Origin of the sequence: Cryobacterium sp. SO1 (assembly GCF_004210215.2) — a bacterium.
In the GTDB taxonomy this organism is placed as follows: domain Bacteria; phylum Actinomycetota; class Actinomycetes; order Actinomycetales; family Microbacteriaceae; genus Cryobacterium.
In genome coordinates this window covers 3,070,437-3,094,258 of the sequence record NZ_CP067394.1, presented here as the reverse complement: position 1 = coordinate 3,094,258, position 23,822 = coordinate 3,070,437, and the positions used below count along the sequence as shown (strand labels likewise).

Here is a 23,822-nt window from a genome sequence, read left to right as displayed (position 1 = left end):
CCGTAGCCGGCCCGTAGCCGGCGTACGGCCTCTCCGGAGGGCGCTACCGGGCGAACAGCCGGGCGTTGGCCTGCTCCACCTCCGCGTACTGAGCTCCGGCCTGCCCGAGCGCCTGGTTGAGCACGTCAGCGCTCTGCTCGACATGCTGTTGAGTGCTGCGCCACGCCGACACCGCCGCCTGGAACTGCGTGGACGCCTGGCCGGTCCAGGAGCCTTCCAGCCCGGTGAGCTGCCCGAGCAGGGCGGCCACCTCGGCCTGGATCCGCCCCATGGTGGCGCGGGCTGCGCCCGTCGTCGTGATCAACGCGTCGCTGTCTACCTGGAACTGGGCCATCGACATTCTCCGTTCGCTTCGCTCGGGTGCCCGGTCGGGCGCCCGGAGGCGACGGTACGGTGGAACGAATGTGCCAGGCGCCTGCCGCCGGTCGTTGGGGAGAACTCCGTGCCCGGCGGCCTGGGGAGGACCGGGTGCCGGGGGGTGGACCTGTCGACGGGGCGGGTCAGCCCAGCGTCGTCAACGGTAGCGCCTGCGGGGCGGCGGGGGACTCGGCCAGCGGGAACCAGACCCGGAAGGTCGCTCCGCCGCCCGGGGTCTCGACGACCTCGACCGAGCCGTTGTGGCTCGCCACGATGGAGGCCACGATCGCGAGGCCGAGGCCGCTGCCGCCGGTCTCCCTGGCCCTGGAGGTATCGGCCCGCCAGAAGCGCTGGAAGATCTTGTCACGGATCTGCGGGGGGATGCCCTCGCCGTGGTCGATGACCGAGATGGAGGCGCGCTGGTTGCGCCGGTCCACGGCGACCTCGAGTTCGACCGGACTGTCGGCCGGGCTGAACCGAAGGGCGTTGCCCATCAGGTTGGTGATGACCTGGCGCACCTTGTTCTCCTCGGCCATGATCACCGCCTCGAGCTCCGGTGGGGCCTCGACGGCGGGGGGAGCGTCGTTGGCGGGCAGGACCGCATCCGTACGCTTGGGCCGGCGGGTGCGGAGCCTGGCGAGGGTGGCGCCGGCGAAGGAGATCGTGCCGGTGCTGGACCCGGACGGGTCGGCCTTGGGCGCGGCGCTCTTGGCGGCGGCGCTCTTCGTTGCGGCGCTCGTGGCGCTCGCCCCGTTGACGGCCGGAGCCGGCGCGGGCGACACCGGGGCGGGGGTGACTTCACCGGTGGAGTGCGCCAGGTCGATGGGGGCCTCCTGCGCCTTCTCGGTGAACTCGGCCGGGTGACTGGTCAGCACCGTGACCCGGCGGCCGGGCGAGGAGGCCATGGCGTCGAGCGCGGCATCGTGGGCGAGGGGCAGCAGGTCAACCCGGGTCAGCGAGAGCGGCTTGGTCTCATCCAACCGGGCCAGTTCGAGCAGGTCCTCGACCAGTCCGCCCATGCGGATGGCTTCCTTCTCAATGCGTTGCATGGCCTGGGCCACGTCGTCGGGGGTCTGCAGCGCTCCCATCCGGTAGAGCTCGGCGTAGCCGCGCACCGAGACCAGCGGGGTGCGCAGCTCGTGGCTGGCGTCGCCGACGAAGCGGCGCATCTGGTCGATCGTGCGGGCACGGTCCTTGAAGGCCCGGTCGATGCGGCTGAGCATGGTGTTGAGGGACCGGTTGAGCCGGCCCACCTCGGTATTGGGTGTGGCTCCGCCCAGCCGCTGGCTGAAGTCGCCGTCGGCGATGGCCGCAGCCGTGCGCTCGACCTCGCGCAGCGGCGCGAAGGTGGTGGTGACCAGCAGCCGGGTGAGCATGGCGCCCACCAGCACCACCCCCACACCGAAGCCGAGGAAGATGCTGAGGTAGGTGTTGACGGTGTTCTGCGCCGACTGCAGCGATACGGCCATCAGCAGGGTGCCGTAGGTGCCGGTGGAATTGATCACGAACGGCACGGCCACGGCGTGGAACTCGGTGTCGCCCTCCTCGTCGGAGAGCTTCTGCACGGCGCCGTTCATGTTGATCACGCTCTGCAGGTCCAACGGCATCGTCACGGCGGGCAGGCTGGAGCGGGGCCGGTCCCCCCAGGTGCGCTGCTTGAGCACGCCGTTCTGGTCGTAGACCGCCACGAAGTAGTCCGAGTCCACGCCGGCGCTGCCGTTCTCCATGGAGTTGCGGTAGTCCATCAGCGTGGTCTGCGCCTCGGTCTGTAGGCTGGCATCCACCTGCTGCACGACGTAGTTCTGCAGGATCACCATGGTGCCCACCCCGGAAACGAGCAGACCGAGCGTGAGCATCAGCACGGTCACGCCGGTGATCTTGGAGCGGAGCGAAATCCGGCTCCAACGGTCCATCAGGGCCACATGCATGATTCCAGTCTAAGGAAGTGAAACTGGGTCTATGCCTTGGCGGCCTTGAGCATGTATCCGAAACCGCGCTTGGTCTGGATCAGCGGCTCGCTGGAGTGCATGTCCACCTTGCGGCGCAAGTACGAGATGTAGGACTCCACAATGCCGGCGTCGCCGTTGAAGTCGTACTCCCAGACGTGGTCGAGGATCTGCGCCTTGGAGAGCACCCGGTTGGGGTTGAGCATCAGGTAACGCAGCAGCTTGAACTCGGTGGGGCTGAGCTCGATGGGCTGGTCGCCGACGAGCACCTCGTGGGTGTCCTGGTCCATGGTGAGCTCGCCGGCGCGGATGACCGCGTCTTCGTCGGCGTGCATCGTACGGCGCAGGATGGCTTTGATCCGGGCCACGATCTCGTCGAGGCTGAACGGCTTGGTCACGTAGTCATCGCCGCCGACGGTGAGGCCGGTGATCTTGTCTTCGGTGTCGTCCTTCGCCGTGAGGAAGAGGATCGGCGCGGTGTAGCCGGCCGAACGCAGGCGCTTGGTCACGCCGAAACCGTTCATGTCGGGCAACATCACGTCGAGGATGATCAGGTCGGGCTCTTCCTCAAGCACGGCGGAGATCGCCTGGGCGCCGTTACCGACCGCGCGAACGGCAAACCCGGCGAAGCGGAGGCTGGTGGTGAGGAGATCCCGGATATTGGGTTCGTCGTCAACGATAAGGATGCGGGGGCCGTCAGTCATGCACCTAGTATCTGCGCGTTAGCTGGTGCTTTCCTGTGAGTGGGCGGTACGCGCGCAGGCGATCCGGTGACAGGGGTTCCGGTACGGTCCGGATGCCTCTACCGTCAGAGCTACCGGCAGGATCGGGTGACGGGCAGCAGAAGCTGCGATAGCGGGGCAGGAGCAGCGAATGGACGGTTCAGTGCAGCCGGGCGGGACGGGTGGTGACCCGATTGTCATCGTCGGCGCCGGGCTCGCCGGGGCTCGGGCGGCCGAGGCCGTGCGGGTGGCCGGATTCGAGGGGCGGGTGGTGCTGGTCGGAGAGGAAACCGCGGCCCCGTACCTCCGCCCGCCGTTGTCGAAGGAGTACCTCGCCGGGTCGGCCGACCGGGACTCGGTGGATGTGCATCCGCTCGGCTGGTACGCCGAGCATGCGATCGAGCGGATCGCCGGGCACCGGGCCGCGGTCCTGGACCGGGCCGGGCACCGGCTGGCCCTCGACGACGGACGGGAACTGCGATATTCGCGGCTGCTGCTGGCCACCGGGGCATCACCGCGGCCGTTCCCTGGACCGGGGGCGAGCCTGCCCGGGGTGCACTACCTGCGCACGGTCGAGGATGCCGACCGGCTGCGCGCGGCGCTGGCGCAGGGCGGCCGTCGGGTGGTCATCGTCGGCAGCGGCTGGATCGGGCTGGAGGTGGCCGCCGCCGCGAAGGGGCAGGGGAACGATGTCATCGTGCTGGGCCGCGGCGCCGTGCCGCTGCAGGCCGCGCTCGGCGCCGAGGTGGGCGCGGTCTTCGACCAGCTGCACCGTGACCACGGGGTGCACGTGGGCAACAACACGAACGTCGTCGAGCTGGAGGGGGAGACCCGCAGCGGCGGCACCCGGGTGACCGGGGTACGGCTGAGCGACCGTACCCTGGTGCGCGCCGATCTGGTGGTGGTGGGCCTGGGCGCCACGCCGAACACCCAGCTCGCCCTCGGTGCCGGCCTCGCCGTCGACAACGGCATCGCGGTGTCGGCCACATTCCAGACCGACGACCCCGACGTCTTCGCGGTCGGGGACGTGGCAAACGTCTTCCACCCGCGGCTGGGCCACCGGCTCCGGGTGGAGCACTGGGCGAACGCCGATACGGCCGGCGCCGCCGCCGGGCGGGCGCTGCTGGGCGACACCACCCAGTACGCCGCGATCCCGTACTTCTACACCGACCAGTTCGACCTGAGCATGGAGTATTCCGGGTTCGGCGACCTCGCCCGGGACGCCGAGGTCGTCTTCCGGGGCGACAGGCCCGGCCGGGAATTCGTGGCGTTCTGGCTCGCCGGCGGGCAGGTCGTCGCGGGGATGAACGTGAACGTCTGGGATATCAACGAGACCGTGCAGCGACTCATCCGGTCCAAGGTCAGAGTCGACCCGCGCCGACTCATGGATGAGAGCATAGCCTTGGAAGACCTGCTCGAGCCGACCCCCGGCATGGCCTGAGCACACCCCCGCCGCAGGCCCGCTGCGGCCCGGCACCACGAGGAGTCAGATGGCCAGCCCGACCTCCGCACCCGGGATCATCCTGCCCCGGCTGGACGTGCCAGTGCGCCGCCTGAACGGCCGCGACTTCGACTTCGACCGCGAGGTGGCGGTGATGGCGGTGATCAACCGCACCCCCGACTCGTTCTACGACCGTGGTGCCACCTTCGCGCTCGAGAACGCCGTCGCCGCGGCACGGCAGGCCGTGGCCGACGGCGCCGACTGGGTCGACATCGGCGGGGCCAAATTCGCGCCCGGCCCCGCGGTGCCCGTCACCGAGGAGATCGAGCGGGTGGTCCCGGTCGTCGCCGCACTGCGGGGCGCCGGCGTGGTGATCTCGGTGGACACCTTCGACCCCGACGTGGCCAGGGCCAGCATCGTCGCGGGGGCGCACGTGATCAACGACACCACGGGGGTGCACGACCCGCGGATGGCCGAGGTCGTCGCGGACAGCGACGCCACCCTGGTGATCACGCACAGCCTGGCCCGTCCGCGCACCCCCTACCCGGCACCGCAGTACGACGACGTGGTGCGCGAGGTCGCCGGCTTCCTGCGGGCCAGGGTGGAGCGGGCGCTGGCCAACGGGGTCCCGGCCGAGCGGCTGATCATCGACCCCGGCCACGACCTGAACAAGAACACCCGGCACTCCCTCGAGCTGACCCGCCGGCTGGGGGAGATCACCGCGCTCGGCCTACCCACCCTGGTGGCCGTGTCGAACAAGGACTTCATCGGCGAGACCCTCAACCGGGACAGGGACAGCCGGGTGGAGGGCACCCTCGCCGCGGCCGTCTACTGCATCCTGCAGGGCGCCCGCATCGTGCGGGTGCACAACGTGTCGGCGGCGGTGGACGCCGTGCGGATGACCGAAGCCATTCTCGGCTGGCGCGAACCGGCCTACCTACGCCACAACCTCGCCTGATGCACACCCTTGATCCCGGCGACGTGCTGGCCCGCTACACGGTCGGCGACCGGTCGGCCCCGCACCTGCGGGTGAACTTCATCAGCAGCCTGGACGGCGCCGCCACCCACGACGGCCTGAGCGGTGGGCTCGGCGACGATGCCGACCGGCTGGTCTTCGACACGGTGCGGATGCTCACCGATCTGATCCTGGTCGGGGCGGGCACCGTGCGCGCCGAGGGTTACGGCGGGATCCGGTTCAGCGCCGACGCGGTGGCCTGGCGGGTCAAGCACGCCCTGCCGGAGCACCCGCCGGTGGCGATCGTCTCCGGCCGGCTCGACCTGGACCCGGCCCTTCCGGTGTTCACCGACGCGGCCACCCGGCCGATCCTGATCACCCACGCCCAGGCCCCCGCGGACCGCCGAGCGGCGCTCGCCGTGGTCGCCGACGTGCTGGTCTGCGGCGAGGCATCCGTGGACCACGCGTTGATGGTGCGCACCCTCACCGGGCTCGGCTATCCGCAGGTGCTCTGCGAGGGCGGCCCGAGCCTGTTCGGTTCGCTGCTGGCCGCCGACGCGGTGGACGAGCTCTGCCTCACCCTGGCTCCGCTGCTCGAGTCCGGCCGGGCCCCCCGCATCGCCGGCGCGCCGGATGCGTCGCCGCGCCGGATGCGCCTCGCGCACGCGCTCCCCGCCGGAGACACCCTCCTCCTGCGCTATCTCCGCGCCCGCTGATCATTCGCTGGTCGAGCTTGTCGAGGCCCGGTGACGTGCCTCGTGACTGTGGCCGCGTTCCTGAGGACGGCGTGCGTGGTCTCGACAAGCTCGACCAGCGGGACGGCGCGGGTTAGCTGGCGGCTCGGGCGGGCTCGTCGAGGGCGTGGGCGTCGAGGATTGTATACGAGTAGCCCTGCTCGGCCAGGAAACGCTGGCGGTTCTGGGCGAAGTCCTGGTCGACGGTGTCGCGGGCGACCAGGGTGTAGAAACTCGCGGTGAGGCCGGACTCCTTGGGGCGCAGCAGACGGCCGAGCCGCTGGGCCTCCTCCTGCCGGGACCCGTACGACCCCGACACCTGGATGGCCACCGAGGCTTCGGGCAGGTCGATCGAGAAGTTCGCCACCTTTGACACCACCAGGAGGTTCTCCTCACCGACCCGGAACGCCTGGTAAAGCCGTTCCCGTTCGTCGACCGGGGTGGCCCCGGTGAGCTTGGGGGCCTGCAGGGTCTCGGCGAGCTCGTCGATCTGGTCGAGATACTGGCCGATCACCAGGATGCGTTCGCCCGGGTGCATCGCCACCAGCTTTTTGACGATGTCGAGCTTCGCCGGCGCGGTGGCGGCCATCCGGTAGCGTTCGTCGTCGGGCGCCGCGGCGTAGCTGAGTCGTTCGGAGTGCGGCAGGTCGATGCGCACCTCGAAGCAGGCCGCGGGGGAGATGTAGCCCTGCGCCTCGATCTCCTTCCACGGGGCGTCGAAGCGCTTGGGCCCGATCAGGCTGAACACGTCGCCCTCCCGGCCGTCCTCCCGCACCAGGGTGGCGGTCAGACCCAGCCGCCGGCGGGCCTGCAGCTCGGCGGTGAGCTTGAACACCGGCGCGGGCAGCAGGTGCACCTCGTCGTAGATCACCAGGCCCCAATCCATGGCGTCGAGTAACTCGAGGTGCGCGTATTCGCCTTTCCGCTTGGCGGTGAGGATCTGGTACGTGGCGATGGTGACCGGTTTGACCTCCTTCACCTGGCCGGAGTATTCGCCGATCTCCTCCGCGGTGAGGGTGGTGCGCTTGTGCAATTCATCCCGCCACTGCCGGGCGGACACGGTGTTGGTCACCAGGATCAGGGTGTTGGTCTTGGCGGTTGCCATCGCGCCGGCGCCCACCAGAGTCTTGCCGGCGCCGCAGGGCAGCACCACCACACCGGAGCCCGCCTCGAAGAAGTTGGCCACGGCCTTGTTCTGGTAGTCGCGCAACGCCCAGCCGTCTTCGAGCAGGGCGATGTCGTGCGGGGTGCCCGGCGTGTAGCCGGCGAGGTCTTCGGCGGGCCAGCCGAGCTTGACCAGTTCCTGTTTGAGCTGGCCGCGGGCCCACGGCGCCACCAGGAACGAGTCCGGGGTGGGCTGGCCGACCAGCAACGGGGCGATCTTGCGCGCAGCCGCCACCTCGGTAAGCACCGGGGCGTCCAGGCTGCGCAGGATGAGCGCTCCCTCGGGGTCCCTGTCGATGACCAGCCGGCCGTACCGTCCCACCGTCTCCTCGAGATCGACGGTGACGGTCTGCGGGATCGCGAATTTGGAGTACTTCGTGAGGGTGGCGAGCATGTTCGCCGCGTCGTGCCCGGCCGCCCGCGCGTTCCAGAGGCCGAGCCGGGTGATCCGGTAGGTGTGGATGTGCTCAGGCGCGCGCTCAAGCTCGGCGAAGACGGCAAGGTCGTGCCGGGCATCCTCCGCCAGAGGATGCGCGACTTCGAGCAGAACCGTGCGGTCACTTTGGACGATCAGCGGGCCATCGGACATAAGCGTCAATGCTACGCCCGTGCAGCGTGAACGTGCCTACCCGCGTCCGGGGGTGCGCTGCCGGTCAGGGGGCGGGAACGATGCTGACGACGCTGGAGAGCGGCAGGGTGCGTTCGATATCGGCCCGCCGGTCCCTGGCGCGGAAGCGGCCGCCGCCGACGCTGGCCGGCTCGAGGAGGTAGTCCACGACGTCGCCGTCGGGCATCCGCACGCTCACCAGCACGGTCTCCCGGTGCTTGATGGCCGAGTCCAGCTGCCGGGCCAGCCACGCGTGCGCGGCCTTGGCTTCACCGCCGTCGGTGGCGCGCAACTCCTCGACGAGAGCGATCGTGGGGTCGGGCAGTTCGGTTCGGGTGGGCCGCACGACCGGGTGCCGGCGCGGGTGCACCACCTCGCCGGCCGGGTTCTCGGCGGCGACGGGGTACCGGGCGTCGGTGAGGGCCCAGAACACGGCATCGGCCGGGTGCCGGCTGGTCAGCCGGGTGGCGGTGACCGACTCAAGAGCCAGGGCCGTGAACGTCTGGTCGACGGCAATGGCGCCGAGCACGGCGGAGTCGTCGGAGGACACGTAACTGGGCCCGGCCGGGTTCGCCGGGTCGACACTGCCCACCCGCACCCTGCCATACCTGTCGGCGGCGTCACGGATGAGGTAGTCCACCGGTTGCGGAACGCCGGTGAGGGAGATCGCGGCCAGGAACTGCAGGATGGACTCCGCATCGTCGCCGGCGGCCAGGGCGCGGTTGACCGACGCGCCGCTCAACCGGTAGCTGGAGGCCAGCTCGCGGCTCTCAACATCCGCGAAGGTGCGCAGCCGGGCGTCGATCGACGCCGAGAGCGGGCCGGGCGCGACGATCGAGAGGTCGTGCTGCAGGTAAACGGTGCCCACCTCGGCGGGCAGCGAGGCCGTGATCGTGGCGATGGCGGCGTCGATGTCGCCGACCAACACGGATGCGCCGGCCGCACTGGTCGTCTGCCTCGCGGTGATGCCGATCAACTCGGCGTCGCGGGCGAAGGCGGCGATGCGTTCGTCCATCCAAGTGCCGCCAGCCGGGTACAGCCAAGCCACGAACCGGTGCATGGCGTCGCCCCAGGCCACGCCGGGTCGCTGGGCGAGGATCTGCCGTACGTCGGCGGGCAGGACGCCGAGCCAGGACGCGGCGAGGACACCCCAGCGCTCGGAGGCGCTCAGGAGCAGCCAGTCGACGCCGGCGGCGGATTGGGACCAGTAACCGGCGTCGAGGGCGACCAGCTCGGCGCGGGCGGCGATGCCCACGAGCGGGGCGACGGCGTCGATGTCGACCAGCATGGCCATGGCGAGGCGTTTGGTGTCTGGCAGGCCGAGGCCGCCCCGGCTGAGTTCCCTGGCCGGCTCCTGACCGAGTTCGGTGAGCAGCTCGGCGATCGACGAGACGGCGGCGAAGGCGCGTTCGGCGGCCAGCCGTTCGGTGAACCGGCCGTCGGTCGCCGACAGTGGGGCCAGCGCGGTGGGTGCGGGCACGCCGGCCAGCTCGGCGGTGCTGGGCAGGCCGTCCTCCGGCCAGGCGCGCAGGCGCGCCGTGACGGCGGGATACGGACGTACGGAGTCGTCGGTGCGGGTCAGCAGCATCAGCTCGTCGAGGTGGTTGACGCGTGCACAGATGTCGGCGGCGTCCTGGGTGTCGTGGCCGAGGTCGGCCAGCCGTTCGACCAACTCGTCCAGCGAGGGAGCGCCGAGATCAGAGGCCACCGCCAGGACGGCCAGTGTGCTGCGGTCCAGATGCGACAGCGTCGCTTGAATCGCGGCGGGCTCAAGGAGGGCTTCGGCGAGGTCGAAGAAGTCGTGGATGCCGTGGGGATTCACGGATCTGAGAGCGATCGTGCGGCGCAGTGCTGCGTCGTTCAGTGCGCGGAGGCGTGAGGCGAGCGTCAGCATGGTGGCTACTCCATTTTCTGTCGAGCCTCGCGAGCGCGGCGGATTCCGCTGACGACCATCAAGGTGATGATCAGCAGGAAGCCGAGGGGAAGACCGAATAGGGGCAGGGTGAGCACGGCCGGCCAGACGCCCGTGCTGAACCCGTCGTTGTCGCCGGCACCGGCAGCGGTGCCGAGGATCACAGCGAGGAAGGCCAGGATCGAGAGCCCGACCACGCCCGCCACCATGTAGGCCAGGACCCTTTCGAGCCGGCCCGGGTCGTGCGGAGTTTGAGTGGTCACAGACCTAAGGATACGGGGCATAGTCAGCTACAACAGAATATGCTGAGTGAAGCGGCGCGTATTCTGCGCGCCTCAAAATCACAGCGAGGTTCAGATGCCCACCGGCAAAGTCAAGTTCTACGACGAGGAGAAGGGTTTTGGCTTCATCAGTTCCGATGACGGCCACGAAGTCTTCCTGCACGCGTCTGCGGTGCCCGCCGGAGTGACGGTGAAGACCGGGATGAAGCTCGAGTTCGGCATCGCCGATGGCAAGCGGGGCGCGCAGGCGCTGTCAGTGCGTGTGATCGAGGCTCCGCCGAGCCTGGCCAAGTTGAGCCGCAAGCCGGCCGACGACATGGCCATCATCGTCGAAGACCTGGTGAAGCTGCTCGATGGTATCGGGTCGAGCCTGCGCCGCGGCCGGTACCCCGACGCCGCGCACAGCAAGAAGATCGCAGCCGTGCTGCGTAAGGTCGCCGAGGAACTGGATGCTTGATCCCTTCGACCCCACTCCGCCCAAGGCCCCGCCGGTCGCTGCGGCCAAGGCCATCGAGCCCACCGTTGACGAGGGTGCGGCGACCACCGAGACCGGCCAGACGGATGCGGCACCGGCCGAGTCCGTCCAGGACATGCCGGAACTGGACGACGACGAGGTGTTCGAGGCCGATGAGGTGCTCGTGGCCGCGGTCGACCAGGCCAGGACGGCCCTCGAACTGATCACTCCGGCCGAGACGATCGGCGAGCCGCTGGGCTACATCGTCGAGGGCGAGCACGTGCTGTCGCTGCTCTTCGACTGCCTGATGACCGGGTACCCGGGCTGGCGCTGGACGGTCAGCCTGACCCGCGTCGAAGGAGACTCCGCGCCGCAGGTTCTGGAAACCGAGCTGATGCCCGGCGACGATTCCCTGCTCGCTCCCGAGTGGGTGCCGTGGAGCGACCGGCTCGCCGACTCCAAGGTGGCCGAGGAACTCGCTGCCGCCGGACTGGCCGGGAACGACGACCACGACGACGACGACGACGATGACAGCGACGACGACGACGATGATGACGATGACGACGACGATGACGACAGCGACGATGACGACGAGAACGCCGAGTCCGACGGCGCCGTCGACAACGGCGTCGACGTTCTCGATGGGATCGACGTGGACGAGGCGCTAGGGGCGTCTGAACAGCACGAAGCCGAGGCCGCAGAGGCCGAGGCCCAGACCGATCACGGCGCACCACAGCCACCAGCCCACGCCGGCGTCATCCAGTTCAGCTCGGAAGACGACAGTCAGCACCAGTAGGACGAGCCAGCCGGCCGAACCCGCTGCCACCGCTTTGCGCGCATTTGCGCGGACGGGCAGCGGGTCCGGCCGTCTTTCGCTGTCTTTGAGCCACAGGCGCATGGGCGACTAGGCCAGCTTGTCCACAATGTATTCGATCGACGAGACGAGCTTTCGCACATCCGCCGGGTCGATGGCAGTGAAGGTCGCGACGCGCAGCTGGTTGCGGCCGAGCTTGCGGTAGGGCTCGGTGTCGACGATGCCGTTGGCGCGCAGGACCTTCGCGATGGCGGCGGCGTCGATGCTGTCGTCGAAGTCGATCGTGGCGACGACCTGCGAGCGGTGGCTCGGGTCGGTCACGAACGGTGTGGCGTAGTCGACGGTTGCGGCCCAGTCGTAGAGCACCGACGAGGATTCGGTCGTGCGTGCGGATGCCCAGGCCAGTCCACCGTTGCCGTTGATCCAGTCAAGCTGGTTCTCCATCAGCAGCAGTGTCGATACGGCGGGCGTGTTCAGCGTCTGGTTGAGCCGGGAGTTGTCGATGGCGTTCTTCAGGCTGAGGAACTCCGGGATGTACCGGCCGCTGGCGGCGAGGCGTTCGACCCGCTCGATGGCGGCGGGGGAGAACAGGGCCAACCAGATGCCACCGTCGGAGGCGAGGTTCTTCTGCGGGGCGAAGTAGTAGACATCCGCCTGGTCGGCCTCGAAGTCGATGCCGGCAGCGGCGCTGGTGGCGTCGATCACCGTGAGCGCACCCGTGTCGCCCTGCACCCGGGTGACCGGAGCCATGACACCGGTGGACGTCTCGTTCTGCGGCCAGGCGTAGACGTCGATGCCCTCGGTGGGCACGGCGGTGGCGCGCGAGCCCGGCGCCGCCTTGATCACATCGGGAGCGGTGAGGAACGGGGCGGCGGCGGCGGCGGCGAACTTGCCGCCGAACTCGCCGAAGACGAGGTTCTGCGCGCGGGTTTCGATGAGCGAGAACGCGGCGGCGTCCCAGAACGCGGTCGAACCGCCGTTGCCCATGATGAGTTCGTAGCCCGCCGGGGCTCGGAACAGGTCGGTGAGGCCCGAGCGAACGCGCCCGACCAGATTCTTCACCGGTGCCTGGCGGTGGGACGTGCCCAGAATGCTTGCGCCGGCACCAGAGAGGTAATCCAGCTGCTCCTGGCGGATCTTGGACGGGCCGCAGCCGAAACGTCCGTCGGCGGGCAGCAATTCGGTGGGGATTCGTAGGTCCGGCATAACAGGATTCTAGTTGTCCGGTCCGCACGGGTAGTGTTGTGGCGTTGCACATTTGGCCGAGCGGGAGGCTGCGGATGACTGACCTTATCGACACGACCGAAATGTATCTCCGCACAATCCTCGACCTGGAGGAGGAGAACATCGTTCCCCTTCGCGCCCGGATCTCCGAGCGGCTGGGCCACTCCGGCCCGACGGTGTCCCAGACCGTGGCCAGGATGGAGCGCGACGGGCTTGTCGTCGTCTCCGGCGACCGCCACCTCGAGCTCACCCTGACCGGCCGCAGTAAGGCCGTGCACGTCATGCGCAAGCACCGACTCGCGGAACGCCTGCTCAGCGATGTCATCGGCCTCGAATGGGAGTTCGTCCACGACGAAGCCTGCCGCTGGGAGCACGTGATGAGCGAGCAGGTCGAACGCAAGATCCTCGAAATCCTCGGTCACCCCACCGAATCCCCGTACGGCAACCCGATCCCCGGCCTCGACGAGCTGGGCGACTCCCCGGCCGTGGCGTTCATGGCCGGCGTCACCAACCTGCTCGACGTCGTGGCGGCGTCGGACGTGCCCGTCAGCGCCGTCATCCGCCGGCTGGGGGAGCCCGTGCAGTTCGACCCCGAACTCCTGGCCCAGCTCAAGCAGTCCGGCGTGCTGCCGGGCAACACCGGTGTGTTCTCCGCGGTCGGTTCCTACGTTCTGGTGCAGGTCGAGGGCTTCGGCGACGGCTTGGAGCTGCCCAATGAGGTCGCGGGTCACATCTTCGTGACGACGCCCGCCACCGTCTCCTAACCGCACCAGGGGTTCTGCAAGAATTCACAGTCTCGTTACCCATTCGTTAGATTTCGTCCATTTGGGGTGACAAAAGCGAATTGGTCACGTAGCCTCAGACCTGCCCACAGATCAGAGACCGGTCGTCGGGCCCGCTCAAGACGCCTCTACCCTGCCCGTCTCTTGCTGCGGAACCTCCACGCGTTCACGCGCATCGGACGGGACAACTACCTAGTGTTGTCGAGGCGCCGGAGGTTCGACTTGTCCCCATTAGGTAGAAGACTGCCCCGAAGCGGTCGAAGTACCACGGCTGTGACCGTGCGACCCGTCACCACCGATCCGGTGCGCGCAGCGCAAACGGAGGTGGGACCCCGTGTCGTGCTGCCGCCGGGGGCGCCTGTCAGGCGCTCCAAGCGGCGCAGCGCCACTGGCCACATCGTGATGATGACCCTGGCAACCGGCCTCGTTGCCACCATGGCTTTGCCTGCCTACGCGTTCGCCCCGGCGGACGCCGAGGGCAACTTCTCTGCCACGGGTGCCACCGTGCTCACCAAGGCCGGCGCCCAGAACGTCGCCGTCGATGAGGAGGCCGCAACGGTCACGGTGGCGCAGGATGCCTTCTCGGCCACACCGCAGGCGGAGATCGACGCGGCGGACGCCGCGGAAGCGGCCGAAGCGGCCGAAGCCGCCCGCGTCGCAGCCGCGACCTCGATGACCACCTATGCGGCGTCGTACACCGGCCCGTCCGCGGCGGACTACCTGGCCAGCCCGGCGTATCCGAGCTTCAGCCTCTCATCGGTGTACAACGTCGCGCTGCAGTACCAGGGCGTGCCCTATGTCTACGGTGGCGCCACCCCGGCCGGCTTCGACTGCTCTGGCTTCGTGATGTACGTGTACGCGCAGTTCGGAATTTCTCTGCCGCATTCCTCCACCGGGCAGGGCGCCGCCGGCACCCGCATCGCCCTCGCCGAGGCCCAGCCGGGCGACCTGGTGATCATGGACGGACACGACGGGTTCTACGCCGGCAACGGCAACATCCTGCACGCCCCGTATGAAGGGGCGTCGGTGCGGGTGCAGCCGATCTGGACCAGCGACTACTACATCGTGCGCCTGGGCATTTGAGCCGCCGAACGACGGGCTGAGAACCTGCCTTCGGTAAACACTGGGTAACGCCTAGCACAAATGGTGCGCCACGATTTACGTGGTGCACCGTTTGTGGGTTAACCTGATGCCCTGATGTTCTGCGGGATTCTGGGAGAGCCAATGCGCAAGCTACGCACGATCCACACCATGGATGTGCGCGGACACTTCGCGCTGCGGCACGGCAGTCAAATCTGTTGCGAGTTCGGGTGCCGCAAGCACGCCGAAGCCAGCGGGGCGTTGTCATGATGACGACGCCCTTTTTGTTTGCCCAAATCTCCTCCCCGCGCTCGCCAGGCAGCAGTTCGAATGGCTGGAAGCCGTCCAGCCTTTTTCGAAAGGGAGCGTATGCGCACACTGGTCCTCAACGCGGGATATGAACCCCCCGCGGTCGTGTCGTTCACGCGGGCACTCGTGCTCGTCATGAACCAGAAGGCAACAATCATTCAAGCGGAGGGCCACCCGGTCTGGGCGGCGACGGAGTCCTGGGAGCGGCCGAGCATCATCCTGCCTGAACCAACGGACCGCGCATCTGCCAACGCCAGCGCATGGGAGTTGGCGTCATGAACCGCAGTCTCGTCCTCAACGCCAGCTACGAGCCGTTGGCTGTCGTTTCTGTTCGCCGCGCCCTTCACCTGGTGCTGGGCGGCAAAGCGTCTGCGATCGCTGCATCCAATGTCAAGATCCACAGCCGGTCTCTGGTCTTCGACGCTCCCAGCGTGATCCTCCTCAATCAGTACCACCACATTCCTCGCAGGTCGGTTCCACTAACGAGGCGGACCCTTCTCGAGCGCGATTCGTACACCTGCGCGTACTGCCGCAAGTACGGAGACACGATCGACCATGTACTGCCGCGCTCTCGAGGGGGCGTGAACGCCTGGGACAACGTCGTGATTGCCTGTTTCCGGTGCAACAACAAGAAGTCGGACTCCCTGCTGAGCGAACTGGGTTGGAGGCTCCCGTTTGTTCCCGCGGCGCCGGCCTCGAACGTTGCCGCGACCATCAGCTCACTGTGGAAAGAGCCCGCATGGGAGCAGTTCACGAGTCCGTGGCAACAACATGAACTCAGACTGGCTGGTTGATACACGAACCACGACCGTCACGAAACAGCCCTGGATGAGGCACCAGGGTGGGAGCGCTGCTCGCGTCACCTCATCGCGAACGAAGACGATGACCCGGCTTCGTGTCGTTCCGAAGAACGAGCTCCCGGAATTCCCAGCAGACGCCCACCGCTAGTTAACCTGATGCTCACCTTCAGGGCTGAGGATAACGTCATGATCACCATGACGGCCATCGTGCGCCCGGTCGAAGCGCTCCGCAGCTTCCCTGTTCTCGGCCAGAATCTTCGCCGACACTACGAACACACTCTGCTCTTCACGGATCAGATGTTCGTCATCTTCCCTGGCATCGGAGCGGTCCTCGTGACCGAGCACGCTAACAAGTATCGCTTCGACATCGTCGGCCACGATCAAGCGATTGCCGATCACCGCGTCATGAAGCTCGAGGCCCATATCTTGCATGAAACGGGAGGTCAGCGCATCCGGTTCGACTGGGCCAAAGCGGCCCGTGTCCCCGTGCCGTTCCGCTAGTCAGACACCTCACCGCATGGTTGTCCATGCTGCGACTTTCCAGAAGGCTTGCCGAATCCCGACGGCGCGATAGACCGATCGCGACACACGGCAAACGTTTCGCGTTATCGCGGTTGCCGTCGGAGCGCTTCCGCTGAAGAATGTCTTCATGAGCGAGCTAGACGAAACTCAAGCCATCGACCAGGTAATCGACCGGCTGGCGCAGCGGTTCCCGAGCTTGGAGCGAGACCACATCGCGAGCGTCGTCCAAGATGAGCATGAACAACTGGAGGATGGTCGGGTACGTGACTTCGTTCCCGTCCTCGTCGAGAAGGCCGCGAAGAATCGACTGAAGAAGGAAGCCAAAGAATCCGGCGCCGTGGTCCAACGGCCGGAAGCGCTGGTTCCTCTGCCGGACACTGACCCAGACCCGGACCCGATGGAGGTCGAGCGCGCAAGCCGCGAGGGCCAAGGTAGCCACTTGTTCGGCGGTCTTTTCGGCAACTCCGGCGAGAACAGGCCCTAACGAGATTCAGCGCGAAACGGCTCTTCGTCCCGATTGCGCATGAAAGCGAGGGGACGCTCCCGCAACATCGGGTCGAAGATCCGCAGACGTTCAATCACCGCCAGATCCCGTCCACAACGCTGACGAGATCTGGGCGAACAATTTCGCTCGTCATCTACTGTTGCGTCCTCCGTCGATCGACAAGGATTCGTGGATGCGCACCCCTTTATCGTGCCATTGTCACGAAAACGTAACGCTCAAGGTGACAGAGGGCATGCCCATCGCCTAAGGTTGTGAAGTCCCCCTCCGGTAGCGGCTGTATAGAGGTTTATCTGTGACTCATTCCGGCCCCGCCGGCTCGCCCGAGGGCGACGGCCCGCTTCTCACGCGCCGCGAGGCCCGGGCGCAACGCGAAGCCGCTGAGGCCGCCGCAGTCGCTGAAGCAGAGACGCCCGCCGCAGCCGCCGCAGCAGCAGAGACGGCCGCCGCGACGGAGACGCCGACCGCCGAGGCCGTCGACACCCCGCCAGCGGCAACGGTCGTCATTCCCGCCGTCCCTTTACCGCCGGTCCCGGTCCTGTCGGTATCGCCGGACCTGGCCGTTGTCGTCGAGAGCGCCAGCACCCCGACCTCCGACCTGGGCCCGCAGTCGTCTATTTCCGCGCCGACGGCGCCCACCAGCCCGGTTCCCCCGCACATCGGCCGCCTGCGCCCTGTCGGGCTCCGCTCCGTCACCGCGGCACCCAAGTCGCCGACCGGCGCCCGGACCAGCCGTCTGGTCAAGCGCCGCAAATCGGTCGCGAAGATGGTGACCCTGCTGGCGATCCCGGCCATCTTCCTCACCGCCGCGCTTCCCGCCTACGCGTTCTCGCCACAGGGCGGCTCTGCCCTCGTCAGCGCCAAGGCCTCCGGTGACACCCAGGCGCTCACCGTGGCCGCCGCCGCTGCCGCCGTGAGCATCTCGGCCGACGGGTTCACCGCCACGAGCCAGGCCGAACTCGATGACATCGAGGCGGGCATCCAGGCGGACCTCGTGCAGCAGCAAGCCGCCGAAGACGCCCGTTCCGCGGCGGCCGACTATGCCGTGATCGGCATCCGGGCCGAGGGCGACGACTATCCGTGGCGCGACGCCGCCACGGAATCCCAGGGCGGCGGGCTCTCCCCGCTGGGCTACTACTACCGCGAGTGTGTGGACTTCGTGGCCTGGCGACTCAACCGTGACGCCGGCGCCACCAGCTCGTTCAAGTGGACCTGGTCGACGATGACGCCCGGCGGCGGCAACGCGTCCGCCTGGGCCAACGCCTGGTCGAACAAGGGTTGGGCCAGCAGCAAGGCGCCCGTCGTGGGCGCTGTGGCCTGGTTCACCTACAACCACGTCGCCTACGTACAGTCGGTCCCGGGCGACGGCACCGTCGTGCTCGAGGAATACAACTGGATGGGCTCGCACGCGTATCACACGCGCACCGTGCCGATCAGCGAGGTGCCGGTCTACCTCTACCCGCCGACCTGAGGCGCCTGCCCGGTCACGACTTGCCCCGCTGCGGACGGGCTGCCCCGGTGTACCCGGGCAGGTGGTCCGCACGAGGGCAACCCGGCGAACACGGGCGTCGTGGGCTCATCGGGCGCGGATACCGGCTAAACTTTCCCGGTCAGCCTCTGTAGCTCAATGGAAGAGCAGTTCCGTCCTAAGGAAAGGGTTGGGGGTTCGAGTCCCTCCAGGGGCACCTAGCACAACACTGCACAGCCGGCCGGGCATCGGTTCGCCGGCCACGGCTGTACCGTCAAGGGATGAGGACTACGCGGTGGGCGATCCTGGGACCGGGCGATATCGGCGGCTGGTTCGCACGGGCGCTGCCCAACTCGGCCCACGGCATCCTGCACGCGGTCGGCAGCACGAACCCCGGTCGGGCGGCCGCGTTCGCGACGGAGCACGGTGCGCCCATCACCGGGACGTACGAGGAACTCCTCGATAGGGATGACATCGACGCCGTGTACATCTCCACGGTGAACACGACCCACACGCAGCTGGCGGTGGCCGCGCTCCTGGCCGGCAAGGCCGTGCTGTGCGAAAAGCCGGTGGCGCCCACCCTGGCGGAGGTGGAGCGGGTCCTGGGCCAGGCGGCTGCCTCCGGGCTGCCGTTCGTGGAGGCGTACAAGCACCGGTTCGGGCCGTTCGCGCGGGCGCTGGATGCCGCGGTCGCCGACCACGAGGTGGGTTCCGGGCTGCGGTTGACAGCGTCGTTCAGCTTCGCCGCCGGCCAGCGCACCGGCCGCCTGTTCGATCCGGAACTGGCCGGCGGCGCCATCCTCGATGTGGGCGGCTACCCGGTGTCACTCGCGGTGGGACTCGCCGCCACCGCCGGCCTCGACCCGGCCGACTTGACGCTCACGGCCGTCGCGGGACGAGTCGGAGACACCGGGGTGGATGAGCAGGCCACCGCGACAGTGTCGGCACACGGCTTCACGGCGGAGGTGGCGTGTTCCATCGTCACCGAGTTGCCGAGATCGGCAACTCTGAGCGGGAGCGCCGGCATGATCGAGCTGCCCGACGTGTTCGGCAGCCGGGCCGCATCGGCGTCGTCGTTCACCGTGAACACCTCCGGCGGCGACCGTGTCGTCGAGCCGGCGACGGTGGATCCGTTCGCCGCGGAAGCCGACGCCGTGTCGCTGGCGCTGCGGGACGGCCGGACCGAGGCGCCCGAGGTGCCCGAGGTGCCCTGGGCGCACAGCCGCAGTATTGCGCGCCTGCTCGGTCAGTGGCGGACCGGACTCGAGGCGGCGCCACGCGGCTGAGCGCATCCGGAGCCGGTTAGGGCGCGATTGCGGCGCCCTGACGGCGCGGTCACGCAACGCGGTCACGGCGCGGTCGCGGCGGGTCGCAAGGTGGTCACGGCGGGTCGCAAGGCGGTCAGGGCGGGGCGCAAGGCGGTATGCGGGTCAGGCGCCGCTAGGCGGGTGGCGCGCCACCCGCCTACCGGCGCCTGACCCGCCTAGCGGCGCTGATGCGGTGCGGCGCCGGCAGGGTGCGGAGCCGGCAGGGCGCAGCGGCGACAGGGTGCGGAGCCGGCGGGGTGCGGCGCGGGCCGCCGCCGCGGCCGGAGCCGCGGCGACGGTGCTGGGGTGCGCCGGTCATCGGAACTGGGTCAGCTTCAACACCAGGTGCTCGTCTCGAACCCGGTCCAGCTCCCGGCGGGCCTGGAGTGATTCGGGGGCGAGCGTGGGGCGTTCCCGGCGACGAGCCTGCACGGGCCGGCGTCCCCAGTGGATCAGGGCGATGCCAAGGTGCATGGCGGCGCGATCGACCAGTCCCACGCGGCGCAGCGGCTGCGCCTCGGGGGAGCGGACGGGTTGGGGCGGGTGGTCGTGGCGGCCCTCAGCGGGCGCCAGATGAGTATTCATGATGATGCATTCCTTTAATAGGATGGTTCGGAAGACTCCGGGAGAGCACCAGCGCGTTCGGGCTCGCCGAATGAAGGGTGGCCGCAGGGCGGCATGAGGGTGACACGCGGAGTGCGCGCCGCTCACGGGGTGAGTGACCCGGGCAGAGGATGCGAACGAGTGCGAATGCACACGGGTGCGGATGCTGCCTGGTCGGGCTTCGAGAGCGTCACCACCGTCTGGACCGGTGGGTTACCTACTGGCCGGTCAGGCGGTGAAGACGCCGACGAAGCCGGCAGTGGTACGGAAAGCGAATGCAATCTTCTGAGTAATCACGCTGAGCTCCTTTCGTCGTATGGCGTAGGCCTCACCGTAGCGGGCAATCCGCTCTCGGCGCAACACTTTTCTCGCACTTCCGGGCTCGCGCCGGGCTGGGTAGCCTCGACGTATGTGTCGGAACATACATCAGCTTCACAATTTCGAACCTGCAGCCACCGACGACGAGGTGCACGCAGCGGCGTTGCAGTTCGTGCGCAAGATCAGCGGCTCGACCAAGCCGTCGAAGGCCAACGATGAGGCCTTCAACCGGGCGGTCGAAGAGATCGCCCACATCTCGCGGCACCTGCTGCAGGACCTGGTCACGACCGCACCGCCGAAAAACCGCGAGGTGGAGGCGGAGAAGGCCAAGGAGCGTTCGGCGAAACGGTTCGCGGTCGCCTGATCAACCGGACCTGAGCAACCGGACCTGGCCAACCGGCCGGCGAGCCAGCGTCAGGACTCCTGAAGCTCCCGTGGCACGGTGATGGCGTCGACCAGGGCGCCGTTTCGCCAGACCGTGATCTCGATGGGCTTGTCGATCGCGTCCTCGACCATCAGCTGTTGTACGGCCGTGGCCGTGACCACCGGCTGACCGGCCAGTTCGACCACGATATCGCCGGGGTGCAGCCCGGCCTGGGCCGCCGGGCTGCCCGGGGAGACGCCGGCTACCTGCAAGCCGGTCGGCGAGCCGATCCGGGCGGCCAGGGCCGGCGGCAGCGGCACCTGCGCGCCGGCGATGCCCAGCCAGGCCCGCCGCATCCGCCCTGTGGTCTTCAAGGCGGTGATGATCGCCCGGGTAGTCGCGTTCACCGGTACCGCCAGGCCCACCCCGATGCCCGCCACCGCGGTGTTGACCCCGACCATGCGCCCGGCGCTGTCGGCCAACACGCCGCCGCTGTTTCCCGGGTTGAGGGCGGCGTCGGTCTGGATCACCTCGTCGATCACGCGCCCGGACCGGGTCGGCAGCGACCGGCCGAGCGCCGAGACGATGCCGGCGGTGACGCTTCCGGCCAGGCCGAGCGGGTTGCCCAGGGCGATGACCACCTGGCCGACGCGCAGCCGCGCGGCATCGCCGAGCTGCACCGGCGGCGGGGTAGGTTCGCGGGAGTGCAGCACGGCCAGGTCGGAGAGGATGTCGCGGCCGACGACGTCGACCCGGCTGCCGCTGCCGTCGGCAAACCCGACGTCGGCCACAGTGGCACCCGCGACGACGTGCGCGCTGGTGAGCAGGAAGCCGTCGCCGATCACGCTCGCGCTACCCGCGCCGGCTCCCTGACTGCTGCGCACCGTGACACTGGCCACGCTCGGCAGCACCCGTGTCGCCACGGCCATGACGGTTTTCGAGTAGGCGTCGAGCAGCCCGTCGTCATCCATTAGCGGCATATCGTTCATGGCACCAGAGCGTACGTCGGTCCGACGCGACGGTGGGCGCCGTTCGCTGCCAGCAGACGGAAGTCCCAAACAGCAGGTGCGCCTCGTTGAAGAAGAACACCAGCTTGGGCTTGTCCAGGTCGCCCGCCTCGGGAAGGTCGTTCAACAGGTCGGCGAGCAACCAGCTCAGGAACGTGGAAGATAGCGCGGGCCGGTCCGGCACCCCGGGCACCTCGAGCAGGCTCACCAGGCCGCGTCCGTCGGCGTGTCAGTCGGTTTTCTCGAGGGCATCGGCGGCGTCGCGGGCGTCCCGGGCGCGGGCTCTGGCGTCGTCGGCCGCACGGGTGGCCTGGGTACGGGCCTCGGCGAGGGCGTCGTCGTCGTTGGTGACGGCCCCAAGCGCCGCCTCGGCCGTGTCGAGCTGCTCCCGAAGTTCCGCGATCTCCGCCTCCAGGCTGGCCCGGCGAACTTCGAGCCGGTGGGCGCGACGCTCCAGGGCATCGACTTCGGCGGCGGCGGCGTCCGCATTGTGTTCCTGGCGTTCGGCTTCCGCCCTGGTCTCTCTGCGGCGGCGGACGTCGGCGAGTTGCACGGGGTCCGGCAGTGCGGGGCTCTGGGCGCCGCCAGGCGACGCGACCCAGGGCGCCGCGTCCGGTACGGCGACGGCACCGAGCAGGTCGACGGGGTCGAAGCCGCCGGCCCGCAGTGGCTTGACCAGCAGCCCGCTGGCGACAGCACCGGCGGCGGCGGGATCCGACGTGCCGGCCAACAGGGTCTGTTCGACGTCGCCGAGCACCGCCGCGGTGGGCGGGTGGCCGAGTCCGGCGGCTCGCGCGGCACCCGCCTGGGCCAGTGCGGTTACGGCGGCCCGGCGCTCGCCGCCGAGCCGGCGCAACGCGTCCCGGTCCAGCTGCTCCTGGGCGGTCCGCATCCGCTCGCCTAGGGCGAGGAGCGCAGTGAGATCGTCGGGGTGCTCCCGGGCGAGGAGATTCACCACCCAGGCGGAGGGTGCGGGCTTGCGCAGCGCCGCGACCTGTTTCGCCAGGGCGGCGTCCGAGGGTTTCAGTTCCTGCGCCCTGGTGTTGCGGGCGGCGGTGAAGTCCTGGGGCTGGATAGCGTAGAGCTCGCGGGCGAGCACGTCGAGGGCAGCGACCATGGCACCATCATCGCCCGCGCAGACCCCGGACACCAGCATTCCCGCTTCGTCGGCTGCCGGAAGTGCCGGCCGGAACGCACCGGTGCCGGTATCGCCTCGCGATCAGCGCGGTTACCCTGTGTTCCATCGGTCAGTCAGGTAATTCTCACGGAGCGGAGGGTCTGATGGCAACGGATGGTCGAGGCAGTGTGATCGTGCGAGACGGGTCGTGGGGATTTTTCTTCCTGTTGGCTTACGTCGGCGCCGCCATCTACTTCATCTCCACGTCGGACGGATCATTCTGGGCGTTCCTCCTGGGTCTGCTCCAGGCGATCGTCTGGCCGGCCTACGTCGTGTATCACGTGCTGCTGTTGCTGGTCGGGCCCTGATCGGGCGGGGTGTTACGCCGCGCGCTCGACGTCGGCGGGCTGGTCCGCCCCGAGCGCGATCCGGTCCATGGCGTGCGAGGGTGCCCGGTCGATGCTGACGGGGAGGTCGGCGGGGCCGTGGCCACCGGCCGACACCGTTACGACGCTCGCCGTCATCACGATGGGGCGCAGCGAGCGGCTGGCGGGAAGGGTGTGCAGGATCGTGGTCATGAAATTCCTCTCGATGGGCGGCTGCCGATCGGGTGGACGGGATCGGTAAATCCATAGTCCCGAATCCCGTCGAGGCAGGCATCCCCTGAAGGGATGAACCTGTGTAGTACGTGCGATGTAGTCGGGGTCAGCCGCGGGACTGCAGGAAGACCATGACGAGGGTGCCAGCGCCGTAGAGCAGAAGTTTTCCCTTGTAACCGGCCCACCACTGACGCTTTACGGGCTCGGTGGCGTCGGGATTGTCGCCGGCATCGGCATCCACGTCGCTGTCGACGTTCGTGCTGCCGTCGGAGCGGTCTCCGGGACCGGGCCGGGTCGGGGCGCTGACGGCCGGGCCGCCGGTCAGGCGCTCGAACGGCCGGGTCAGAAACTCGGGAATCTGGATACGGTCGAACTCGTCGCGCGGTTCCTTGCTTTTGTCCTTGCTCATCCGGAATCGCCCCCTTCGCTCTCA

General features: G+C 68.7%; 27 protein-coding genes, 1 tRNA gene and 2 pseudogenes. 16 read left to right on the top strand and 14 right to left on the bottom strand.

Annotated features, from left to right (window positions below; all coding sequences use genetic code 11):
• Window positions 1-43: 43 nt before the first annotated feature.
• The 3 genes from BJQ95_RS14650 to BJQ95_RS14640 form a co-directional block, all read right to left on the bottom strand.
• Window positions 44-334, bottom strand: a complete 291-nt coding sequence (locus BJQ95_RS14650) for a WXG100 family type VII secretion target (RefSeq protein ID WP_130178134.1) — start codon at window positions 332-334, stop codon at window positions 44-46.
• A gap of 166 nt (window positions 335-500) precedes the next feature.
• A complete protein-coding gene (locus BJQ95_RS14645) occupies window positions 501-2,285 on the bottom strand; it encodes a cell wall metabolism sensor histidine kinase WalK (protein ID WP_256041399.1) in 1,785 nt (594 codons plus the stop codon).
• Window positions 2,286-2,314: 29 nt separating this feature from the next.
• Window positions 2,315-3,007: a response regulator transcription factor gene (locus tag BJQ95_RS14640; RefSeq protein ID WP_066597326.1), complete on the bottom strand. Its 693-nt coding sequence runs from the start codon at window positions 3,005-3,007 to the stop codon at window positions 2,315-2,317.
• A 169-nt stretch (window positions 3,008-3,176) separates the two neighbouring features.
• Between BJQ95_RS14640 and BJQ95_RS14635 the strand changes: the two genes are divergently transcribed.
• Genes BJQ95_RS14635 through BJQ95_RS14625 form a run of 3 tightly spaced genes read left to right on the top strand, consistent with a single transcriptional unit; the run spans window position 3,177 to window position 6,137 of the window.
• A complete protein-coding gene (locus BJQ95_RS14635) occupies window positions 3,177-4,466 on the top strand; it encodes an NAD(P)/FAD-dependent oxidoreductase (protein ID WP_130179216.1) in 1,290 nt (429 codons plus the stop codon).
• Between the two features lie 49 nt (window positions 4,467-4,515).
• Window positions 4,516-5,424 carry a dihydropteroate synthase gene (folP, locus tag BJQ95_RS14630; protein WP_256041398.1) on the top strand — a complete coding sequence of 303 codons (909 nt, stop codon included), beginning with the start codon at window positions 4,516-4,518 and terminating at the stop codon, window positions 5,422-5,424.
• The gene (locus tag BJQ95_RS14625) at window positions 5,424-6,137 is read left to right on the top strand and encodes a pyrimidine reductase family protein (protein ID WP_256041397.1); all 714 of its coding nucleotides are present in this window, start codon (window positions 5,424-5,426) and stop codon (window positions 6,135-6,137) included. Before folP ends, BJQ95_RS14625 begins: the two co-directional genes overlap by 1 nt.
• A gap of 112 nt (window positions 6,138-6,249) precedes the next feature.
• Here the strand turns inward: BJQ95_RS14625 and BJQ95_RS14620 are convergent, their stop codons facing one another.
• From BJQ95_RS14620 to BJQ95_RS14610, 3 genes are all read right to left on the bottom strand, one after another.
• Complete coding sequence (locus tag BJQ95_RS14620) at window positions 6,250-7,908, bottom strand: DNA repair helicase XPB (RefSeq protein ID WP_130179215.1); 1,659 nt, start codon at window positions 7,906-7,908, stop codon at window positions 6,250-6,252.
• A gap of 64 nt (window positions 7,909-7,972) precedes the next feature.
• On the bottom strand, window positions 7,973-9,820 hold the full coding sequence (locus BJQ95_RS14615) for a helicase-associated domain-containing protein (RefSeq protein ID WP_130179214.1): 1,848 nt from the start codon (window positions 9,818-9,820) through the stop codon (window positions 7,973-7,975).
• Between the two features lie 5 nt (window positions 9,821-9,825).
• On the bottom strand, window positions 9,826-10,101 hold the full coding sequence (locus BJQ95_RS14610; protein ID WP_130179213.1) for a multidrug ABC transporter ATPase: 276 nt from the start codon (window positions 10,099-10,101) through the stop codon (window positions 9,826-9,828).
• Between the two features lie 94 nt (window positions 10,102-10,195).
• Here BJQ95_RS14610 and BJQ95_RS14605 point away from each other — a divergent pair, with 94 nt between their 5' ends.
• A complete protein-coding gene (locus BJQ95_RS14605; protein WP_130179212.1) occupies window positions 10,196-10,576 on the top strand; it encodes a cold-shock protein in 381 nt (126 codons plus the stop codon).
• Window positions 10,569-11,369 carry a DUF3027 domain-containing protein gene (locus BJQ95_RS14600; RefSeq protein WP_130179211.1) on the top strand — a complete coding sequence of 267 codons (801 nt, stop codon included), beginning with the start codon at window positions 10,569-10,571 and terminating at the stop codon, window positions 11,367-11,369. Before BJQ95_RS14605 ends, BJQ95_RS14600 begins: the two co-directional genes overlap by 8 nt.
• Here the strand turns inward: BJQ95_RS14600 and BJQ95_RS14595 are convergent.
• Both BJQ95_RS14595 and serC read right to left on the bottom strand, forming a co-directional pair.
• Window positions 11,304-11,471 (bottom strand): annotated as a pseudogene (locus tag BJQ95_RS14595) (DUF2530 domain-containing protein); the annotation flags it as partial. The gene BJQ95_RS14600 and the pseudogene BJQ95_RS14595 sit on opposite strands and share 66 nt — an antisense overlap.
• A gap of 6 nt (window positions 11,472-11,477) precedes the next feature.
• Window positions 11,478-12,593: a phosphoserine transaminase gene (gene serC, locus BJQ95_RS14590; protein WP_130179210.1), complete on the bottom strand. Its 1,116-nt coding sequence runs from the start codon at window positions 12,591-12,593 to the stop codon at window positions 11,478-11,480.
• A 74-nt stretch (window positions 12,594-12,667) separates the two neighbouring features.
• On the opposite strand from serC, the gene BJQ95_RS14585 reads away from it, so the two are divergent.
• The 9 genes from BJQ95_RS14585 to BJQ95_RS14545 all read left to right on the top strand — a co-directional run bounded on the left by BJQ95_RS14585 (window position 12,668) and on the right by BJQ95_RS14545 (window position 19,360).
• Window positions 12,668-13,375 carry a metal-dependent transcriptional regulator gene (locus BJQ95_RS14585; RefSeq protein WP_130179209.1) on the top strand — a complete coding sequence of 236 codons (708 nt, stop codon included), beginning with the start codon at window positions 12,668-12,670 and terminating at the stop codon, window positions 13,373-13,375.
• Between the two features lie 291 nt (window positions 13,376-13,666).
• The gene (locus tag BJQ95_RS14580; protein WP_130179208.1) at window positions 13,667-14,476 is read left to right on the top strand and encodes a C40 family peptidase; all 810 of its coding nucleotides are present in this window, start codon (window positions 13,667-13,669) and stop codon (window positions 14,474-14,476) included.
• A 366-nt stretch (window positions 14,477-14,842) separates the two neighbouring features.
• Window positions 14,843-15,061 carry a hypothetical protein gene (locus BJQ95_RS14575; RefSeq protein ID WP_370688342.1) on the top strand — a complete coding sequence of 73 codons (219 nt, stop codon included), beginning with the start codon at window positions 14,843-14,845 and terminating at the stop codon, window positions 15,059-15,061.
• Window positions 15,058-15,576, top strand: a complete 519-nt coding sequence (locus tag BJQ95_RS14570; RefSeq protein WP_130179207.1) for an HNH endonuclease — start codon at window positions 15,058-15,060, stop codon at window positions 15,574-15,576. Before BJQ95_RS14575 ends, BJQ95_RS14570 begins: the two co-directional genes overlap by 4 nt.
• Window positions 15,577-15,768: 192 nt before the next feature.
• Entirely contained in the window at window positions 15,769-16,083 is a 315-nt protein-coding gene (locus BJQ95_RS14565) for a hypothetical protein (protein WP_130179206.1), read from the top strand.
• A 148-nt stretch (window positions 16,084-16,231) separates the two neighbouring features.
• On the top strand, window positions 16,232-16,588 hold the full coding sequence (locus tag BJQ95_RS14560) for a three-helix bundle dimerization domain-containing protein (protein ID WP_205750249.1): 357 nt from the start codon (window positions 16,232-16,234) through the stop codon (window positions 16,586-16,588).
• Between the two features lie 313 nt (window positions 16,589-16,901).
• On the top strand, window positions 16,902-18,077 hold the full coding sequence (locus tag BJQ95_RS14555) for a CHAP domain-containing protein (RefSeq protein ID WP_130179205.1): 1,176 nt from the start codon (window positions 16,902-16,904) through the stop codon (window positions 18,075-18,077).
• 142 nt (window positions 18,078-18,219) lie between these two features.
• Window positions 18,220-18,291: transfer RNA gene (locus tag BJQ95_RS14550), tRNA-Arg, on the top strand.
• Window positions 18,292-18,355: 64 nt separating this feature from the next.
• On the top strand, window positions 18,356-19,360 hold the full coding sequence (locus BJQ95_RS14545; RefSeq protein WP_130179204.1) for a Gfo/Idh/MocA family protein: 1,005 nt from the start codon (window positions 18,356-18,358) through the stop codon (window positions 19,358-19,360).
• 336 nt (window positions 19,361-19,696) lie between these two features.
• On the opposite strand, the gene BJQ95_RS14540 is transcribed toward BJQ95_RS14545, so the two are convergent.
• Window positions 19,697-19,966, bottom strand: coding sequence for a hypothetical protein (locus BJQ95_RS14540; RefSeq protein ID WP_130179203.1), 270 nt, complete (start codon window positions 19,964-19,966; stop codon window positions 19,697-19,699).
• Between the two features lie 427 nt (window positions 19,967-20,393).
• Between BJQ95_RS14540 and BJQ95_RS14535 the strand changes: the two genes are divergently transcribed.
• Window positions 20,394-20,666, top strand: a complete 273-nt coding sequence (locus tag BJQ95_RS14535; protein WP_130179202.1) for a DUF2277 domain-containing protein — start codon at window positions 20,394-20,396, stop codon at window positions 20,664-20,666.
• Window positions 20,667-20,716: 50 nt separating this feature from the next.
• Here BJQ95_RS14535 and BJQ95_RS14530 read toward each other — a convergent pair whose 3' ends face one another.
• The 3 genes and pseudogenes from BJQ95_RS14530 to BJQ95_RS14520 all read right to left on the bottom strand — a co-directional run bounded on the left by BJQ95_RS14530 (window position 20,717) and on the right by BJQ95_RS14520 (window position 22,790).
• Window positions 20,717-21,637 (bottom strand): S1C family serine protease, encoded by a 921-nt coding sequence (locus tag BJQ95_RS14530; protein WP_256041396.1) that lies wholly within the window; start codon window positions 21,635-21,637, stop codon window positions 20,717-20,719.
• A gap of 85 nt (window positions 21,638-21,722) precedes the next feature.
• Window positions 21,723-21,896 (bottom strand): annotated as a pseudogene (locus BJQ95_RS14525) (helicase HerA-like domain-containing protein); the annotation flags it as partial.
• 6 nt (window positions 21,897-21,902) lie between these two features.
• Window positions 21,903-22,790 (bottom strand): hypothetical protein, encoded by an 888-nt coding sequence (locus tag BJQ95_RS14520; RefSeq protein ID WP_130179201.1) that lies wholly within the window; start codon window positions 22,788-22,790, stop codon window positions 21,903-21,905.
• Window positions 22,791-22,954: 164 nt separating this feature from the next.
• On the opposite strand from BJQ95_RS14520, the gene BJQ95_RS14515 reads away from it, so the two are divergent.
• Window positions 22,955-23,158, top strand: coding sequence for a hypothetical protein (locus tag BJQ95_RS14515; RefSeq protein WP_130179200.1), 204 nt, complete (start codon window positions 22,955-22,957; stop codon window positions 23,156-23,158).
• 12 nt (window positions 23,159-23,170) lie between these two features.
• Here the strand turns inward: BJQ95_RS14515 and BJQ95_RS14510 are convergent, their stop codons facing one another.
• Together BJQ95_RS14510 and BJQ95_RS14505 are read right to left on the bottom strand one after the other, a co-directional pair.
• Window positions 23,171-23,368 (bottom strand): hypothetical protein, encoded by a 198-nt coding sequence (locus BJQ95_RS14510; protein ID WP_130179199.1) that lies wholly within the window; start codon window positions 23,366-23,368, stop codon window positions 23,171-23,173.
• A 127-nt stretch (window positions 23,369-23,495) separates the two neighbouring features.
• On the bottom strand, window positions 23,496-23,798 hold the full coding sequence (locus BJQ95_RS14505; RefSeq protein WP_130179198.1) for a hypothetical protein: 303 nt from the start codon (window positions 23,796-23,798) through the stop codon (window positions 23,496-23,498).
• Between the last annotated feature and the right edge of the window lie 24 nt (window positions 23,799-23,822).

What these genes read in the sequence shown, in the direction of transcription:
- BJQ95_RS14650 (WP_130178134.1), bottom strand. Translation starts at nt 334, where the DNA reads ATGGCCCAGTTCCAGGTAGACAGCGACGCGTTGATCACGACGACGGGC.
- BJQ95_RS14645 (WP_256041399.1), bottom strand. Translation starts at nt 2,285, where the DNA reads ATGCATGTGGCCCTGATGGACCGTTGGAGCCGGATTTCGCTCCGCTCC.
- BJQ95_RS14640 (WP_066597326.1), bottom strand. Translation starts at nt 3,007, where the DNA reads ATGACTGACGGCCCCCGCATCCTTATCGTTGACGACGAACCCAATATC.
- BJQ95_RS14635 (WP_130179216.1), top strand. Translation starts at nt 3,177, where the DNA reads ATGGACGGTTCAGTGCAGCCGGGCGGGACGGGTGGTGACCCGATTGTC.
- folP (WP_256041398.1), top strand. Translation starts at nt 4,516, where the DNA reads ATGGCCAGCCCGACCTCCGCACCCGGGATCATCCTGCCCCGGCTGGAC.
- BJQ95_RS14625 (WP_256041397.1), top strand. Translation starts at nt 5,424, where the DNA reads ATGCACACCCTTGATCCCGGCGACGTGCTGGCCCGCTACACGGTCGGC.
- BJQ95_RS14620 (WP_130179215.1), bottom strand. Translation starts at nt 7,908, where the DNA reads ATGTCCGATGGCCCGCTGATCGTCCAAAGTGACCGCACGGTTCTGCTC.
- BJQ95_RS14615 (WP_130179214.1), bottom strand. Translation starts at nt 9,820, where the DNA reads ATGCTGACGCTCGCCTCACGCCTCCGCGCACTGAACGACGCAGCACTG.
- BJQ95_RS14605 (WP_130179212.1), top strand. Translation starts at nt 10,196, where the DNA reads ATGCCCACCGGCAAAGTCAAGTTCTACGACGAGGAGAAGGGTTTTGGC.
- BJQ95_RS14600 (WP_130179211.1), top strand. Translation starts at nt 10,569, where the DNA reads ATGCTTGATCCCTTCGACCCCACTCCGCCCAAGGCCCCGCCGGTCGCT.
- serC (WP_130179210.1), bottom strand. Translation starts at nt 12,593, where the DNA reads ATGCCGGACCTACGAATCCCCACCGAATTGCTGCCCGCCGACGGACGT.
- BJQ95_RS14585 (WP_130179209.1), top strand. Translation starts at nt 12,668, where the DNA reads ATGACTGACCTTATCGACACGACCGAAATGTATCTCCGCACAATCCTC.
- BJQ95_RS14575 (WP_370688342.1), top strand. Translation starts at nt 14,843, where the DNA reads ATGCGCACACTGGTCCTCAACGCGGGATATGAACCCCCCGCGGTCGTG.
- BJQ95_RS14570 (WP_130179207.1), top strand. Translation starts at nt 15,058, where the DNA reads ATGAACCGCAGTCTCGTCCTCAACGCCAGCTACGAGCCGTTGGCTGTC.
- BJQ95_RS14565 (WP_130179206.1), top strand. Translation starts at nt 15,769, where the DNA reads ATGATCACCATGACGGCCATCGTGCGCCCGGTCGAAGCGCTCCGCAGC.
- BJQ95_RS14560 (WP_205750249.1), top strand. Translation starts at nt 16,232, where the DNA reads ATGAGCGAGCTAGACGAAACTCAAGCCATCGACCAGGTAATCGACCGG.
- BJQ95_RS14545 (WP_130179204.1), top strand. Translation starts at nt 18,356, where the DNA reads ATGAGGACTACGCGGTGGGCGATCCTGGGACCGGGCGATATCGGCGGC.
- BJQ95_RS14540 (WP_130179203.1), bottom strand. Translation starts at nt 19,966, where the DNA reads ATGAATACTCATCTGGCGCCCGCTGAGGGCCGCCACGACCACCCGCCC.
- BJQ95_RS14535 (WP_130179202.1), top strand. Translation starts at nt 20,394, where the DNA reads ATGTGTCGGAACATACATCAGCTTCACAATTTCGAACCTGCAGCCACC.
- BJQ95_RS14530 (WP_256041396.1), bottom strand. Translation starts at nt 21,637, where the DNA reads ATGGATGACGACGGGCTGCTCGACGCCTACTCGAAAACCGTCATGGCC.
- BJQ95_RS14520 (WP_130179201.1), bottom strand. Translation starts at nt 22,790, where the DNA reads ATGGTCGCTGCCCTCGACGTGCTCGCCCGCGAGCTCTACGCTATCCAG.
- BJQ95_RS14515 (WP_130179200.1), top strand. Translation starts at nt 22,955, where the DNA reads ATGGCAACGGATGGTCGAGGCAGTGTGATCGTGCGAGACGGGTCGTGG.
- BJQ95_RS14510 (WP_130179199.1), bottom strand. Translation starts at nt 23,368, where the DNA reads ATGACCACGATCCTGCACACCCTTCCCGCCAGCCGCTCGCTGCGCCCC.
- BJQ95_RS14505 (WP_130179198.1), bottom strand. Translation starts at nt 23,798, where the DNA reads ATGAGCAAGGACAAAAGCAAGGAACCGCGCGACGAGTTCGACCGTATC.